The sequence below is a fragment of the Streptomyces sp. NBC_00009 genome (assembly GCF_045040855.1).
Lineage (GTDB): Bacteria > Actinomycetota > Actinomycetes > Streptomycetales > Streptomycetaceae > Streptomyces > Streptomyces aureus.
The window spans coordinates 6,584,527-6,599,157 of record NZ_CP108312.1; the positions used below are offsets into that span (position 1 = coordinate 6,584,527).

Genomic DNA, 14,631 nt, shown 5'->3' on the forward strand with positions numbered 1-14,631 from the left:
GTGCCGGCCGCCCTCCTCTTCAACACAGCCTTTTCCACACAGACTTTCCACACCACCGGAGCGATCACCGTGACGACTCCCTCCCACTCACACGCCGGCACGGACGAGGCCGCGCTCAGTCCACCGCCCGGCTGCCCGGCCCACGCCCTGGGCCCCGGCGGCCTGCGCCGGCTCTACGGCCCCGAGGCGGACGACGACATCGCGGCCGTGTACGAGAAGCTGCGCGCCGAACACGGCCCCGTCGCCCCCGTCCTGATCCACGACGACGTGCCGATGTGGGCGGTCCTCGGGCACAGCGAGAACCTGCACATGGTCCGCTCGACCTCCCAGTTCAACCGCGACGCGCGCCACTGGAACGCCGTCCTCGACGGCAGTGTCACCCCCACCAACCCCCTCGCGCCCGTCTTCAGCTGGCAGCCCATCTGCAGCTTCGCCGAGGGCGCCGACCACCAGCGGCTGCGCGGCGCGGTCACCGGGGCGATCGGCACCATCGAGGCCCGGGGCCTGCGGCGCTTCATCAACCGCGCCTCGAACGAGCTGGTCAACAAGATCTGCGAGATCGGCGAGGCGGACGTCGTCAGCCAGTTCGCCGAGCATCTGCCGATGATGGTGATGTGCCGGATCTTCGGCATGCCCGAGGAGTACAACGAGCGGATGGTGCAGGCCGCCCGCGACATGATCAAGGGCACCGAGACCGCCATCGCCAGCAACGAATACATCATGGGCGTCCTCACCAGGCTCACCGCCCGCCGCCGTGCCCACCCCGAGGCCGACTTCACCAGTCACCTCATCGCCCAGCCCGCCGCCCTCGACGACGACGAGGTCGCCCAGCACCTGCGCCTCGTCCTGATCGCCGCCTACGAGGCCACGGCCAACCTCATCGCGAACGTGCTGCGCGTGGTCCTCACCGACCCGCGCTTCCGAGCCCAGCTCAACGGCGGCCAGATGACCGTGCCCGAGGCGGTCGAGCAGTCCCTGTGGGACGAGCCGCCGTTCAGCGCCATGGTCGGCTACTTCGCCAAGGAGGACACCGAGCTCGGCGGCCGGCACATCCGCCGGGGCGACGGCCTGATCTTCGGCATCGCGCCCGGCAACGTCGACCCCGTCGTACGCCCCGACCTGTCCGCCAACATGCAGGGCAACCGCTCGCACCTCGCCTTCGGCGGCGGACCGCACGAGTGCCCCGGACAGGACATCGGCCGCGCCATCGCCGACATCGGCGTCGACGCGCTCCTGATGCGCCTTCCCGACGTCGAACTCTCGGTGCACGAGCACGAGTTGCGCTGGCGCTCCTCGATCCTCTCGCAGCACCTGGTGGAGCTGCCGGTGAAGTTCGAGCCGCGCCCGCCGCAGGACGTCGTCGCCAAGCCCGGCATCCGGCCGGTCCCGGAGCCGCGCGACGAATGGCAGGTGTCGACGCACGCCCCGCCGGCGCCCGCCCCCGTTCCGGCGCCTGCCCCGGAACCGCAGCAGCCGCCCGCCGTGTACCCGGAGCCCGCCGCACCGCCGCAGGGCGCCTGGCGGCGCTTCCTGCGCTGGTGGCGCGGCTACTGACCGGGCCTGACCCAGGTGTTACGAGGGGTGCGCGGGCGCCGTCGGCCCGCCGCCCGCCCACTCCTCGTACGCCGACCAGGCCTCGAGCATCCGCCCGCTCTCGAAGCGGTGCTCCTGGCCCGTCACGGGATCCCTGAACTCCAGGGTCCGGGCGAGGAGTTGGAGCGGGCGGCGGAAGTCGTCCGGCGCCACCTCGTCGGCGATCACCGGGTAGATCGGGTCGCCGAGGATCGGCAGGCCGAGCGCGTTCATGTGCACCCGCAGCTGGTGGGTGCGGCCGGTGTGGGGGACCAGCCGGTAGCGGCCGAGCCCGCCGCGCCGCTCGACGAGCTCGATCCGGCTCTCCGCATTCGGCTCCCCGCCCGGCACTTCGCGCGCGGCAAGCACCCCGCGCTCCTTCTCGATCCGGCTGCGCACGGTCCTCGGCAGGGCGATTCCCGGGTCGTGGGCGGCCACCGCCTCGTACTCCTTGCGCACGAGCTTGTCGCCGAACAGCATCTGGTACGCGCCGCGTTCCTCGGACCGGACGACGAACAGGACGAGGCCCGCGGTGAGCCGGTCGAGCCGGTGCGCCGGCCCGAGCGCGGGCAGGTCCAACTCCCGTCGCAGGCGCGCCAGCGCGGTCTCGGTGACATGGCTGCCGCGCGGCGTCGTCGCCAGGAAGTGCGGCTTGTCGGCGACGACGATGTGCTCGTCCCGGTACACGATCCCGATGGGGAACGGCACTGGCACCTCGGGCGCCAGTTCGCGGTGGAACCACACCCAGGCGCCCGGCACATACGGCGCGTCCGCGGTCACGGCGGCCCCGTCCGCGCCCACGATCCGCCCCTCGCGCAGCATCGCGTCGATCACCGCGGGCCCGGCCGCGAGCCGCTCCACGAGATGGTCGCGCACCGTGCTCCAGGCGCCGTCGAGCGGCAGCATGACCCGGAAGGCGTCGATGCCGTAGCGCTGCGGCAGCGGGGAGGGCGGAATGCGCCTCTTACGTCTCATCGCGGCCCAGCCTACGGGCGGCCGCCGGTCCCCAGGAACCACGGACGGAGGCGGGCCGCCGGGGGCAGGATGGGGCCCATGCCGATCACGATTCCGCAGGTCCTGGCCACCGGCACGCTCGCCCGCGGCCCCCAGCCCACCATCGAGGCCGAGGGCGGCCTCGTCCTCAGGCCCTGGCGGGACGACGACGTGCCCGCCGTGTACGCGGCGTTCCGCGACCCGACGATCCAGCACTGGCACGCGCGGGTCGCGGAGTCCGAGGACGAGGCGCGCGGCTGGATGAAGGAGTGGCGGGACGCCTGGGACGGCGAGCAGAGGGCCAGCTGGGCCCTCGCCACGGCGGACACCGGCGAGGTGGTGGGCCGCACGGGGCTGCGCTCCCTGTCTCTGCACGAGGGGCTGGCCGAGGTCGCGTACTGGGTCCTGCCCGCGGCGCGGGGCGCCGGTATCGCCCCGCGCGCCGTCGCCGCGCTGTCCCGCTGGGCGCTCGACGAGATCGGCTTCCACCGCCTCGAACTCCAGCACGCCGTCGGCAACATGGCGTCCTGCCGGGTCGCCCTCAAGTCGGGGTTCGCCCTGGAGGGCACGAAGCGCAGCGCGCTCCTGCACGCGGACGGCTGGCACGACTGCCACCTCCACGCGCGCGTGCAGGGCGACCGCCGACCGGAGGCGTGACGCGGCCACGACCTGAACCTGCCGCGGCCGCCCCCACCACATCCCCGCGCCGAAGTCCGCACCCCTTGCATACCCGCCTCATTCGCGATACATCGTGTGTTGACGCCGGTGGTCTATCGCGATATGTTCGGCTACGGATATTCGGATACGGGGTGTCGGGTATGAGGTGAGGTGAGGTCCGTGGCCACGAAGCGGCGCAAGCTGGGCAATCCGCTGGCCCTCGCGGTGATGGTGCTGCTCATGGAGAAGCCCATGCACCCGTACGAGATCGCGCAGACCCTGCGCCGGCGCGGCAAGGACACCACCACGAAGATCAACTACGGCTCGCTCTACACGGTCGTCCAGAACCTGGAGAAGCACGGCTTCGTCGAGGTCGCGGACGTGCAGCGGCAGGGGAACCGGCCGGAGCGCACGCTCTACGGGATCACCGACGACGGCCGGGAGGAAGCGCTCGAGTGGCTCTCCGACCTGCTCGCCGTGCCCGCGCGTGAGTACCCGATCTTCGAGACGGCGCTCTCCCTCATGGGGGTCATACACCCCGACGAGGTGACGCGACTGCTGGAGGAGCGGCTCGCCTCGCTCGAGGTCCAGGCGGCGAGCGCGCGCGGCGGACTCATGAAGCTGTACGAGACGCTGCCGCGGATCTTCCTCGTGGAGACCGAGTACCAGCTGCACATGGTCGAGGCGCAGGCCGAGTGGATCCGGGGCTTCCTGCGGGAGGTCAAGGAGGGCACGCTCGACGGCGTCGAACAGTGGCGGACGTTCCAGGAGACCGGTGAAATCCCGCCGGAATTCGCCGAGTTGGAGGAAACCCGCCCCGACCGGTGATCACCCGTAAGCCGGTGGCCCACTCGTGAACCAGTGGCCCACTCGTGAACCAGTGGCCCACCCGCAAACCGGTGGGGCTCAACCGCAGGAAGAGGAGAGAGACCCAGAGAGAAGCAATCCGAGAGAGACAAACAGACCCCGGCAGGACTGTTGCAGCAGTCCCGCCAGGGTCTCGAACCCCGGACCGACCCACCGTGCGGCGAGCCAGGCGATCGAGGTGCGGCACACCCAGGATAGCCCGGCGCTCTTCACGTGGATCGGCCGTCATCCACTCACACCCGCGAGCGGATCCACCGTCGTCCGCTCACACAGGAGAGCCGTCGTCATGAGTACCCGTGCGCCCGCAGTGCAGGCGCGTCAACTCGTCAAGACCTATCCCGGCGATGTCACCGCGCTCAGCGGCATGGACATCAGCGTGGAACCCGGCACCGTCTTCGGCCTGCTCGGCCCGAACGGCGCAGGCAAGTCCACCACCGTCAAGATCCTCACCACCCTCGCCCGTCCCGACTCCGGGACCGCCACCGTCGCGGGCCACGACGTGCTGCGGCACCCCGACCGGGTGCGCCGCGCCATCGGTGTCGTCGCCCAGAAGTCCGGCGCCGACCCCGTCGCCACCGGCCGCGAGAACCTCCAGCTCCAGGGCAGGCTCTACGGTCTGCGCGGAGCGGACCTGAACCGGCGAGTCACCGAACTCCTCGACCGTTTCCGCCTCTCCGACGCCGCCGGACGCCAGGTCAAGGGCTACTCGGGCGGCATGCAGCGCCGCCTCGACGTGGCGCTCGGCCTCGTCCACCGGCCCGAGGTGCTCTTCCTCGACGAGCCCACCACCGGCCTCGACCCGGAGGCCCGCACTGCGATGTGGGACGAGATCGCGCGCCTCGCCGGCGACGAGGGCCTGTCCATCCTGCTCACCACGCACTACCTCGAAGAGGCCGACCGGCTCGCCGAGCGCATCGCCGTCGTCGACCGCGGCCATGTCGTCGTCGAGGGCACCCCCGACGGCCTCAAGGGTGAACTGCGCGGGGACGCCGTCCACTTGGAGCTGCGCGCCCCCGTCCCGGACACGGGCCGCGCGCTGCTGGAGGGCGCGCTCGCCGCGCTGCCGGGCGTGCGCGAGACCCAGTTCGACGGCCGGCGCGTCAGTGTCCGCGCCGACGACGGGGCCGCCGCCGTGCCCGCCCTGCTCGGCGCGCTGGAGCGGGCGGGCGTAGCGGTCACCGCCGCCACCGTCGCCCGCCCCTCGCTCGACGACGTCTATCTCCGCTATGCCGGCCGCCGCTACTCCGAGGCGCAGGCCGCCACCCTCGACGCGTCCGTCGCCGACGCTCTCGCCCCCGCCGGAGGTGCCCGATGAGTACCGCGATCCCGCAGACCTGGTACATGACGCAGCGTCAGCTCATGGTGTTCCTGCGCCAGCCCGCGTATCTGCTGATCACCCTGATCCAGCCGGTGGTCTGGCTGTTCCTGTTCGGCAACCTGTTCAAGAAGGTCGTCGAGCTGGGCGGATTCGGGACCACGACCTATCTCGACTACCTCATCCCCGGCGTCGTCGTGATGAGCGCGCTCAGCTCCAACATGTGGGCGGGCATGGCGACGCTCGACGAGATCCAGCGCGGCACGCTCAACCGGTTCCTCACCACGCCGGTGAGCCGTGGGGCCCTGATGAACGGCAATGTGGTGAGCAACGGTCTCGTCACCGCGCTCCAGTCCGTCGTCATCGTGCTGCTCGGCCTCCTCGGCGGGGCCGAACTGCCGGGCGGGGCCGGCGGAGTGCTCATCCTCGTCGCCGCCGCGGTGCTCCTCGGCACGGTGTTCGGCGCGCTGTCGAACGCGCTGGGCATGCTGGTCAGGGAGCGGGAGTCGATCATCGGGATCAACACGTTCCTGCTGCTCCCGCTGACCTTCCTGTCCTCCGCGTTCATGGCGCCGTCGCAGATGCCGTCGTGGATGCGGCACATAGCCGACTTCAACCCGCTCAACTGGGCGATGGTCGCGGGCCGTTCGGCGATGTCCGACCACCCGGACTGGAGTGACGTGCTGACCCGCGGCGGGGCACTGCTCGTACTGGCTGTCGCGGCGGTGTGGCTGTCGACCCGCACCTTCCGCTCGTACCAGCGATCCGTCTGAGCACGACGCCCCAGGGGAGGCGCTCCCTCTGAGGGGGGCGCCCCAGGGGGAGCGGGAGACGGCCCTACGCCGTCTCCTGCTCCGCCTCCACCTGCGCGTTCCACTCCCGCTTCGAGGCCTGCCAGCCGTCCTCGTTGTGGCCGAGGCGCCAGTACCCGGAGATCGAGAGGTCCTCGCGCGGGATCTCCCGCTCGGTGCGCAGATGGCGGCGCAGCTCCTTCACGAAGCCCGCCTCGCCGTGTACGAAGGCGTGCACCCGGCCGGCCGGGAACGCGAGCCCGCGCACGGCCTTCACCAGGGCCTCGCCCACCGGCCGGTCGCCGCGGTGCAGCCAGACGACCTGCGCGGCGGAGTTGATCTTCTGCTCCTCGGCTGCGTCGGAGACCTCCACGAAGGCGTGGGCCACGGCGCCCCCGGGCAGCGCCTCCAGGGCGGCCGCGATCGCGGGCAGGGCGCTCTCGTCACCGGCGAGCAGATGCCAGTCGGCAGTTGAGTCCGGGGTGTAGGCGCCGCCGGGACCGGCCAGATGCACGCTCGCGCCCGGCTGCACGTCCCGCGCCCACGGACCGGCGATGCCCTCGTCGCCGTGCACCACGAAGTCGAGCGTCAGCTCGCGCGCCACCGGGTCCCAGGCGCGCACGGTGTACGTACGCGTCACGGGCCACTGCTCGCGCGGCAGCTCCTCGCGGATCCGCCCGAGGTCGAACGGCTCGGGGTAGGTGACGCCGTCGAGGGGGAACTGCAGCTTCACGTAGTGGTCGGTGCAGCCGCCCGCGGCGAACGCGGCGAGGCCGTCCCCGCCGAGGACCACGCGCTGCATGTGCGGGGTGAGCCGCTCGGTGCGCAGGACCTCGCCCCGGTGTGCCGTCGGCTTCCTGCGTTCCGGACGTTCCGCCATGGCGGCCTCCCCTGAAGATCACTGGTTACTTAGGTTTACCTAAGTTAACACTCGGCGCTCCAGGGTGGTGAGCAGCCGCTGCAAAGATCCGCCCAAGCCCCAGCGCTCCGCGAGCTTGTCGAGGGCCGCGGGATCGCGCGCTTCGCGCGGCAGCGCCGTGTCCACGTCCGGCAGGGGCACGTCCCCGGCGACCCGTACGACCGTCGGTGCGACAGCGATGTACGGCCGCGACTCGTCCAGGCGCTTGCGCTGCGAGGGCGTCAGCTTCGACTTCGGGTCGTCGACGGCGGCCATGATCCCGGCCAGGTCCCCGAACTGCGCGAGCAGCTTCGCGGCCGTCTTCTCGCCGATGCCGGGCACGCCCGGCAGGCCGTCGCTCGGGTCGCCGCGCAGGAGGGCCAGATCCACGTAACCGGAGCCGTCGACGCCGTACTTCTCGCGCAGCAGTTCCTCGTCGGTGACCTGGAGGGTGCCGACGCCCTTGAGGGGGTACAGGACGCGGCGCTCGCGCGCGTCGTCGACGAGCTGGTAGAGGTCACGGTCGCCGGTGACGATGTCGACCGGACCGGTGGCCCGCCCGGTGAACGTGCCGATCACGTCGTCCGCCTCGTACCCCTCGACGCCCACGCGCGCGATGCCCACCGCGTCGAGCACGTCCTCGATGATCGGGACCTGGGGGGAGAGGGTGTCCGGGATCTCCTCCTCGTCGGGACCGGTCTCGGTCTCCTGCGCGACGCGATGCGCCTTGTACGAGGGGATCAGGTCGACCCGCCACTGGGGGCGCCAGTCCGCGTCCATGCAGGCCACCAGCGAGTCGGGGTGGTGGTCGTGCACGAGCCGGGTGATGAATTCGAGCAGGCCGCGCACCGCGTTGACCGGCGTCCCGTCCGGGGCCTTCACGGAGTCGGGGACCCCGAAGTAGGCACGGAAGTACAGGGACGCGGTGTCGAGCAGCATCAGGCGATCGGTTCGCTGGGTCACGTCCCACATCCTGCCGCACGGCACCGACAGCCACCGCCTCGCGAGGATGTGGCGGATCCGGTTCCGGAAGTGAACGCGATGTGAACTGGAACACTCTTGCGTTTGATCTGCATAAGTGAGGGCAGGCGCGCCCCCGGAGCGAACCCGGTCCCTCATTCAACTAATGGATGTGTTTCCGGTCTGCGAGCGGACCTCGCATCGCTCTACGGCCCGCCGGCGGGGGAGGCGGGCCGTCATGCTTCTACCCGAGAGGTGTATGTGTCCACGCTGCAAGCCGAAGACCTGTACAAGGTGTTCGGCAGACGACCCGATGAAGCGGTGGAGAAACTCCGCCACGGAGCAGACCGTGAGGAACTGCGCGCCGGCGGCACCACCGCTGCCGTGATCGACGCTTCCTTCACCGTCGAGCCGGGCCAGATCTTCGTCGTGATGGGTCTGTCGGGCTCCGGCAAGTCCACGCTTCTGCGCATGCTGAACGGACTGCTCGAGCCCACGGCCGGGCACGTCCGCTTCGACGGCCAGGATCTGACCGCGCTCAGCCCCCGCGACCTGCGGGCCGTGCGCTCCAAGAAGATCAGCATGGTCTTCCAGCACTTCGCGCTCTTCCCCCACCGCAGCGTGCTCGAGAACGCCGCGTACGGCCTCGAGGTCCAGGGCATCCCGCGCAAGGAGCGCGAGAAGCGCGCCGTCGAGGCGCTGCGCCTGGCCGGTCTCGCCGGCTGGGAGAAGTCCTGGCCCGACGAGCTCTCCGGCGGTATGCAGCAGCGCGTGGGCCTGGCCCGCGCACTCGCCACCGACGCGGACCTGCTCCTCATGGACGAGTCGTTCAGCGCGCTCGACCCGCTGATCCGCCGCGACATGCAGGACCAGCTCCTCGAGCTCCAGAAGACCCTGAAGAAGACCATCGTCTTCATCACCCACGACCTGAACGAGGCCATGCGCCTGGGCGACCGCATCGCCGTCATGCGCGACGGCCGCATCGTCCAGATCGGCAGCGCCGAGGACATCCTCGTCACGCCGGCCAACGACTACGTCGCCTCGTTCATCCAGGACGTGGACCGCTCCCGCGTGCTGACCGCGGGCGCCATCATGACAGCCCCCGAGACGGGGTACGACCCGGCCGACGCGCCCGCGACGGTCACCGAGGACACCCCGGTGATCGAGCTGTTCACGCCGTGCTCCACGGACGGCGTCGCCGTCGCCGTGACCGACGAGAGCGGCAAGCTCACAGGCGTCGTGACGAGGGAACGGCTCCTCGCCGTCCTCGGTGAGCCGATGAAGCCCACCGCGCAGGCCTCCATGACGAAGACTCCGAAGGACGCCGTCCCCACGCCGCGTGGCGAGGGCGACGAGCCGGTGAAGAAGGTGAGCACCGGTGCCTAGGATTCCCTTCGGTGACTGGGTCAACGACGTCGTCGAGTGGCTGCTCAGCAACGCCGCGTGGCTCTTCGACTTCTTCAAGAACGTCTTCAACGGTGCCTACGACGGCATCAACTGGGTCCTCCAGGCCCCGCAGCCGCTGATCCTCGCGGGCATCTTCGCGGTGATCGCCTTCTGGCTGCGCGGCACGGTGGCCGGTGTCCTGACCTTCGTGGGATTCGCGTTCATCGACTCCCTCGAACTGTGGGACCACGCGATGATGACGCTGTCGCTCGTCCTCGTGGCGACGATCATCGCGCTGGTCATCTCGGTGCCGGTCGGCATCTGGGCGGCCCGCTCCAACCGGGTCAGCGCGGTCGTGCGCCCGGTTCTGGACTTCATGCAGACGCTGCCCGCGATGATCTACCTCATCCCGGCCATCCTGTTCTTCGGCTCGGGCGCCCCCGCCGGCATCGTCGCGACCCTGATCTTCGCCCTGGCCCCCGGCGTCCGCATGACGGAGCTGGGCATCCGGCAGGTCGACAAGGAACTGGTCGAGGCCGCCGACGCGTTCGGTGACACCCCGCGCAACACGCTGTTCCGCGTCCAGCTGCCGCTCGCGCTCCCGTCGATCATGGCCGGTGTCAACCAGGTCATCATGCTGGGCCTGTCCATGGCCGCCATCGCGGGCATGGTCGGCTCCGAGGGCCTCGGCGCCGACGTGAACGAGGCCATCGGCCAGCTGAACATCGGTCTCGGCTCCGAGTCCGGCGTCGCCATCGTGATCCTCGCGATCTACCTCGACCGCATGACCGGCGCGCTCGGCACCCAGTCGTCCCCGATGGGCCGCCGCGCGCTCGCCAAGGTGCGCGCCGCGCACGGTCTGACGGTCTGGAACTATCGTCCGCAGGCCGCGGTCGCGGTCGTCGGTGTCGTCATCCTCGCGCTCGTCGCGGGCGGCATGGGCATCTTCGGCGGCTCGAAGAGCCAGGCGCCGGTGGCCGACGCGTCGAACGTCGGCCAGGGCAAGAAGATCTCCATCGGCTACATCCCGTGGGACGAGGGCGTCGCCTCCACCTTCCTGTGGAAGGAGATCCTGGAGCAGCGCGGCTTCGACGTGCAGGCCAAGCAGCTCGAAGCGGGGCCGCTGTACACGTCGCTGGCCTCCGGCCAGATCGACTTCGAGACCGACTCCTGGCTGCCGACCACGCACGCGCAGTACTGGAAGAAGTACGGCAAGCAGCTCGACGACATGGGCGCCTGGTACGACCAGACGTCCCTGGAGCTCTCGGTGCCGGCCTACATGAAGGGCATCGACTCGCTCGAGGACCTCAAGGGCAAGAGCGGCACGTTCGGCGGCAAGATCACCGGCATCGAGTCCAGCGCCGGAATGATGGGGATCCTCAAGGACAAGGTCCTCAAGGAGTACGGCCTCGACAAGGAGTACAAGGTCGTCGACAGCTCCACGCCGGCGATGCTGGCGCAGCTGAAGCGCGCGTACGCCAAGAAGCAGCCGATCGTCACGACGCTCTGGTCCCCGCACTGGGCGTACAGCGACTACAAGCTGAAGAAGCTCAAGGACCCGAAGGGTGCCTGGGGCAAGGGTGACGGCGTGCACACGCTGGCCCGCAAGGGCTTCGCCGCCGACAACCCGCAGGTCGGCGCGTGGCTCAAGAACTTCAAGATGACCGAGAAGCAGCTCACGAGCCTCGAGGCCGAGATCAACAAGGCCGGCAAGGGCAAGCAGCAGGACGCCGTCAAGACCTGGCTGAAGTCCAACCCCGGCGTCGTCGACAAGCTGGCCCCGGTCAAGAAGTCGTCGACGGCCGGCGGCAAGGGCGAGGCCGCCCGACCGGTGAACGTCGCCTGGTTCCCCTGGGACGAGGACGTCGCGGTCACCTACCTGTGGAAGCGGGTCCTCGGCGACCGCGGCTACAAGCTCAACCTGAAGCAGATGGACGTCGGCCCCGTCTACACGGGGCTCGGCTCCGGCGACCTGGACGTCAACTTCGACGCCTGGCTGCCCTATGCCCAGAAGAACTACTGGGACAAGCACAAGGACAACCTGACGGACCTGGGTTCCTGGTACAGCCCGACGTCCCTCGAGGTCGCCGTGCCGTCCTACGTGAAGGGCGTCAAGTCCCTCGAGGACCTCAAGGGCAAGGGCTCCACCTTCGACGGCAAGATCATCGGCATCGAGCCGGGCACCGGCGAGATGAACCTGCTGAAGAAGAACGTTCTGCCGGGCTACGGCCTGGACAAGGAGTACAAGGTCGTCGACGGCTCCACGCCCGCGATGCTCGCCGAGCTGAAGCGCGCGTACGCCAAGAAGCAGCCGGTCGCCGTCGTGCTCTGGTCGCCGCACTGGGCGTACAGCGAGTACAAGCTCAACAAGCTCGCCGACCCGAAGAAGGCTTTCGGTGAGGGCAACACGATCCGCACCATCGCCAACAAGAGCTTCCCCTCGAAGTACCCGCAGCTCACGAAGTGGTTCAAGGACTTCAAGATGAGCGAGAGCGAGCTGGGCAGCCTCGAGGCGGAGATCAAGAAGCGCGGTCAGGGCCATGAGGAAGAGGCCGTGGACGCGTGGCTGAAGACGCACAAGGGCGTCGCGGACCGGATGGCTCCGCTGTAGTTCCCGAGTACGTTCCGAAGCAGTACCAACGCGCGTGGGCGGCCGGTGTTCAGCACCGGCCGCCCACGCGCGTTCCGCCGCTCACGTGAAACCGTCCGGCGAACCTGCGTAGGGTGCAAGGAGCCGAGCAGGTGACGACGCGCGGGAGGGAGCCGGAGGGATGGACGAACACAAGGAGACTCTTCGGGTGGGCGCGGCCGTGCGGCGCAGGCGCCGGGCCCAGGAGCTCACCCTTGCCACCGTGGCCGAGCGCAGCGGCCTGTCCGTCCCGTTCCTGAGCCAGGTCGAGAACGAACGCGCCCGGCCGAGCCGGCGCTCCCTGGAGAAGGTGGCCGACGCGCTCGGCACCACGGCGGTCGAGCTCCTGGCCGCCGCCGACCCCGCCCACACCGTGGACCTGGTGCGCGCGGACGACACCACGGTCGCCGAGGACGCGTCTCCCGAATCGGTCGTGCGCTCCCTCGTCCGTGGCCATCACCAGCTGCACGCCGAGGAGTTCATCGGCGACCACGACCCGGGTCGCGAGTTCCAGCTCCGCAACGACGTGCTCATGTACGTCACCGAAGGCGCTGTCGAGGTCGAGGCGGAGGGCAGGGCCTATCGGCTGGGCCACGGTGACAGCCTGTACCTGACCGGTGGCGTACGGCATCGCTGGCGGGCCACCGCCGCGGACGCGCGCGTGCTCGTCGTCGCGGTCGCCGAACACATCGAGGCGCGGGACGAACCCGGGCGGTGACCGTGCCCCGCGGCCCGCGCGTCGTCTCCCTCGTCCCCTCGCTGACCGAGGCGGTCGCCGTCACGCTGCCCGGAGCCCTCGTCGGTGCCACGGACTGGTGCACACACCCGGCGGACCTCGGCAGCGGTCTCGTGCGGATCGGCGGCACGAAGAACCCCGACGTCGAACGGATCATCGCCCTCGCCCCCGACTTGGTGATCGCCAACGAGGAGGAGAACCGCGCGCCCGACCTCGCGGCCCTGCGCGCCGCGGGACTCGAGGTCCTCGTCACCGAGATCCGCGATCTGCCGGGCGCGCTGAGTGAGCTGGAGCGGGTCCTCAGGGCCTGCGGCTCTCCCCGCCGGCCCCGCTGGCTGGACGAGGCCTCGGCGGCCTGGGACGGACTGGAGCCCCCCACCCGGCGGCTGCGGGCGGCGGTGCCGGTGTGGCGGCGCCCCTGGATGGTGCTCGGCAGGGACACCTTCGCCGGTGACGTGCTCGCCCGGCTCGGCGTGGACAACGTGTACGCGGACCACGGCGAGCGCTACCCGCGCCTGGCCGCCGACGAACTGCGGTCGGCGGACATCGACCTGGTGGTGCTGCCCGACGAGCCGTACCGCTTCACGCGCGACGACGGGCCCGAGCAGTTCCCGGTGCCCGCCGCGCTCGTCAGCGGGCGTCATCTCACGTGGTACGGGCCGTCGTTGACGCAGGCGCCGGCTGTGCTGCGCTCGGCGCTGCGAGCAGCTCTCCGCTGATCAGGCCGCGGACCGTGGGCACGGCGGCGAAGGCCCAGGCGGCGACGAGCACGGCATACAGGACGACCGCGAGCACGTCGTACGCCGCGAGCCCCGTGTGCTTGGCGAGGCCCTCCGCGCCGGTGACACAGGTGCCGATGGGGAAGGTGAACGCCCACCACGTCATCGAGAACCGCATGCCGCGGCGGCGGGCCCGCACCACGAGCGCCGCCGCGAGCGCCAGCCACAGCAGCGCGAACCCCATCACGGGGACGCCGTACAGGACGGCGAAGACGCTGAACCCCTGGGCGTACGGGGCCGGCAGGACGCCCGGCGCGGTGTCCGCGAACTTGTTGACGGCGGTCGTCGACTGGCCGAGGGGACCGAGCACGAGGAACAGCGCGGGCGTGAGCATCAGCGGCAGCGGTCCCGCCGTCACCAGGCGCGCGAAGATCACCGGAAGCATCACGGCGGTGGCGATCAGGCTGAGCCCGAACATGGCGACACAGGCGAGGAGCATCGTCTGCTGCCACTGGCCCGACGGGAGATGCGCCACCAGGAGCGGGCCGACGGCCGCGGACACCATGGGCGCCACGACGGGGAGCAGCCACACGGGGGACGCCTGACCCGGCTGGATCCGGTGCTTGGCCACCATCAGGTACGGGACGGCCACCGCAGCCACGAGCCCGATCACCGTCCCCGCCGTGAACAGCACCGTGTCCAGGGCGACGGCCGCCTGCGTCCCGATCCAGTCCTGGCCGACGAGCATCGTGCCGCCGCCGACGGCGAGCAGTGCCATCGCGAGGCAGCCGTAGAAGGGGGCCACGGCCGGGTCGAGCAGATGTTCCTTGGCGCGGTCGCTGTGGTGCGTCCAGTGCAGGGCGCGGGCCGTGAGGAGGGCGAGGAGCGCCACGAGGGAGAGCGCCCACATCGCGGTGCACAGGGCCCGCAGGCCCGGAACGTGTACGGGGAGCGCGGCGCCCGCGTTCGCGATGATCGCGGTACCCATCACGGACGCGTACCAGTTGGGACCGAGCTGGCGGACGGCGGGACATCGAAGGGACGGCGTGCGGGCGGCTGTGAGCGGCTGGGCGGCGGTGACCATGACCCCACGGTCCCGGCAGGCCGT

Annotated in this window: 13 protein-coding genes; 9 read left to right on the top strand and 4 right to left on the bottom strand. The window is 70.6% G+C overall.

Features of this window, described 5'->3' with window-relative positions; translation table 11 throughout:
• Nucleotides 1-69 precede the first annotated feature (69 nt).
• Nucleotides 70-1,554 (top strand): cytochrome P450, encoded by a 1,485-nt coding sequence (locus tag OHA58_RS29760; RefSeq protein ID WP_405482607.1) that lies wholly within the window; start codon nt 70-72, stop codon nt 1,552-1,554.
• Between the two features lie 18 nt (nt 1,555-1,572).
• Here OHA58_RS29760 and OHA58_RS29765 read toward each other — a convergent pair whose 3' ends face one another.
• A complete protein-coding gene (locus OHA58_RS29765) occupies nt 1,573-2,547 on the bottom strand; it encodes an RluA family pseudouridine synthase (protein ID WP_405482608.1) in 975 nt (324 codons plus the stop codon).
• 78 nt (nt 2,548-2,625) lie between these two features.
• Here OHA58_RS29765 and OHA58_RS29770 point away from each other — a divergent pair, with 78 nt between their 5' ends.
• The 4 genes from OHA58_RS29770 (at nt 2,626) to OHA58_RS29785 (ending at nt 6,177) form a co-directional block, all read left to right on the top strand.
• Entirely contained in the window at nt 2,626-3,222 is a 597-nt protein-coding gene (locus OHA58_RS29770) for a GNAT family N-acetyltransferase (protein ID WP_405482609.1), read from the top strand.
• A gap of 180 nt (nt 3,223-3,402) precedes the next feature.
• The gene (locus OHA58_RS29775) at nt 3,403-4,050 is read left to right on the top strand and encodes a PadR family transcriptional regulator (protein WP_389526634.1); all 648 of its coding nucleotides are present in this window, start codon (nt 3,403-3,405) and stop codon (nt 4,048-4,050) included.
• 325 nt (nt 4,051-4,375) lie between these two features.
• On the top strand, nt 4,376-5,404 hold the full coding sequence (locus OHA58_RS29780) for an ATP-binding cassette domain-containing protein (RefSeq protein ID WP_405482610.1): 1,029 nt from the start codon (nt 4,376-4,378) through the stop codon (nt 5,402-5,404).
• Nucleotides 5,401-6,177, top strand: coding sequence for an ABC transporter permease (locus OHA58_RS29785; protein WP_405482611.1), 777 nt, complete (start codon nt 5,401-5,403; stop codon nt 6,175-6,177). Before OHA58_RS29780 ends, OHA58_RS29785 begins: the two co-directional genes overlap by 4 nt.
• Nucleotides 6,178-6,241: 64 nt before the next feature.
• Here OHA58_RS29785 and OHA58_RS29790 read toward each other — a convergent pair whose 3' ends face one another.
• Together OHA58_RS29790 and OHA58_RS29795 are read right to left on the bottom strand one after the other, a co-directional pair.
• Entirely contained in the window at nt 6,242-7,075 is an 834-nt protein-coding gene (locus OHA58_RS29790; RefSeq protein ID WP_405482612.1) for a siderophore-interacting protein, read from the bottom strand.
• A gap of 39 nt (nt 7,076-7,114) precedes the next feature.
• Nucleotides 7,115-8,065 carry a 5'-3' exonuclease H3TH domain-containing protein gene (locus OHA58_RS29795; RefSeq protein ID WP_405482613.1) on the bottom strand — a complete coding sequence of 317 codons (951 nt, stop codon included), beginning with the start codon at nt 8,063-8,065 and terminating at the stop codon, nt 7,115-7,117.
• A 249-nt stretch (nt 8,066-8,314) separates the two neighbouring features.
• Between OHA58_RS29795 and OHA58_RS29800 the strand changes: the two genes are divergently transcribed.
• From OHA58_RS29800 to OHA58_RS29815, 4 genes are all read left to right on the top strand, one after another.
• Entirely contained in the window at nt 8,315-9,439 is a 1,125-nt protein-coding gene (locus OHA58_RS29800) for a glycine betaine/L-proline ABC transporter ATP-binding protein (RefSeq protein ID WP_405482615.1), read from the top strand.
• Nucleotides 9,432-12,050, top strand: a complete 2,619-nt coding sequence (locus OHA58_RS29805) for an ABC transporter permease/substrate binding protein (RefSeq protein WP_405482616.1) — start codon at nt 9,432-9,434, stop codon at nt 12,048-12,050. Before OHA58_RS29800 ends, OHA58_RS29805 begins: the two co-directional genes overlap by 8 nt.
• A 160-nt stretch (nt 12,051-12,210) precedes the next feature.
• The gene (locus tag OHA58_RS29810; protein WP_405482617.1) at nt 12,211-12,786 is read left to right on the top strand and encodes a helix-turn-helix domain-containing protein; all 576 of its coding nucleotides are present in this window, start codon (nt 12,211-12,213) and stop codon (nt 12,784-12,786) included.
• The gene (locus OHA58_RS29815) at nt 12,783-13,523 is read left to right on the top strand and encodes a helical backbone metal receptor (protein ID WP_405482618.1); all 741 of its coding nucleotides are present in this window, start codon (nt 12,783-12,785) and stop codon (nt 13,521-13,523) included. Before OHA58_RS29810 ends, OHA58_RS29815 begins: the two co-directional genes overlap by 4 nt.
• Here the strand turns inward: OHA58_RS29815 and OHA58_RS29820 are convergent.
• Nucleotides 13,450-14,607, bottom strand: a complete 1,158-nt coding sequence (locus OHA58_RS29820; RefSeq protein WP_405482619.1) for a TDT family transporter — start codon at nt 14,605-14,607, stop codon at nt 13,450-13,452. The two genes, OHA58_RS29815 and OHA58_RS29820, sit on opposite strands and share 74 nt — an antisense overlap.
• Between the last annotated feature and the right edge of the window lie 24 nt (nt 14,608-14,631).

Excerpts from the sequence above, each read along its gene's own strand:
- OHA58_RS29790 (WP_405482612.1), bottom strand. The coding sequence starts at position 7,075 with ATGGCGGAACGTCCGGAACGCAGGAAGCCGACGGCACACCGGGGCGAG.
- OHA58_RS29780 (WP_405482610.1), top strand. The coding sequence starts at position 4,376 with ATGAGTACCCGTGCGCCCGCAGTGCAGGCGCGTCAACTCGTCAAGACC.
- OHA58_RS29785 (WP_405482611.1), top strand. The coding sequence starts at position 5,401 with ATGAGTACCGCGATCCCGCAGACCTGGTACATGACGCAGCGTCAGCTC.
- OHA58_RS29795 (WP_405482613.1), bottom strand. The coding sequence starts at position 8,065 with ATGTGGGACGTGACCCAGCGAACCGATCGCCTGATGCTGCTCGACACC.
- OHA58_RS29765 (WP_405482608.1), bottom strand. The coding sequence starts at position 2,547 with ATGAGACGTAAGAGGCGCATTCCGCCCTCCCCGCTGCCGCAGCGCTAC.
- OHA58_RS29810 (WP_405482617.1), top strand. The coding sequence starts at position 12,211 with ATGGACGAACACAAGGAGACTCTTCGGGTGGGCGCGGCCGTGCGGCGC.
- OHA58_RS29770 (WP_405482609.1), top strand. The coding sequence starts at position 2,626 with ATGCCGATCACGATTCCGCAGGTCCTGGCCACCGGCACGCTCGCCCGC.
- OHA58_RS29820 (WP_405482619.1), bottom strand. The coding sequence starts at position 14,607 with ATGGTCACCGCCGCCCAGCCGCTCACAGCCGCCCGCACGCCGTCCCTT.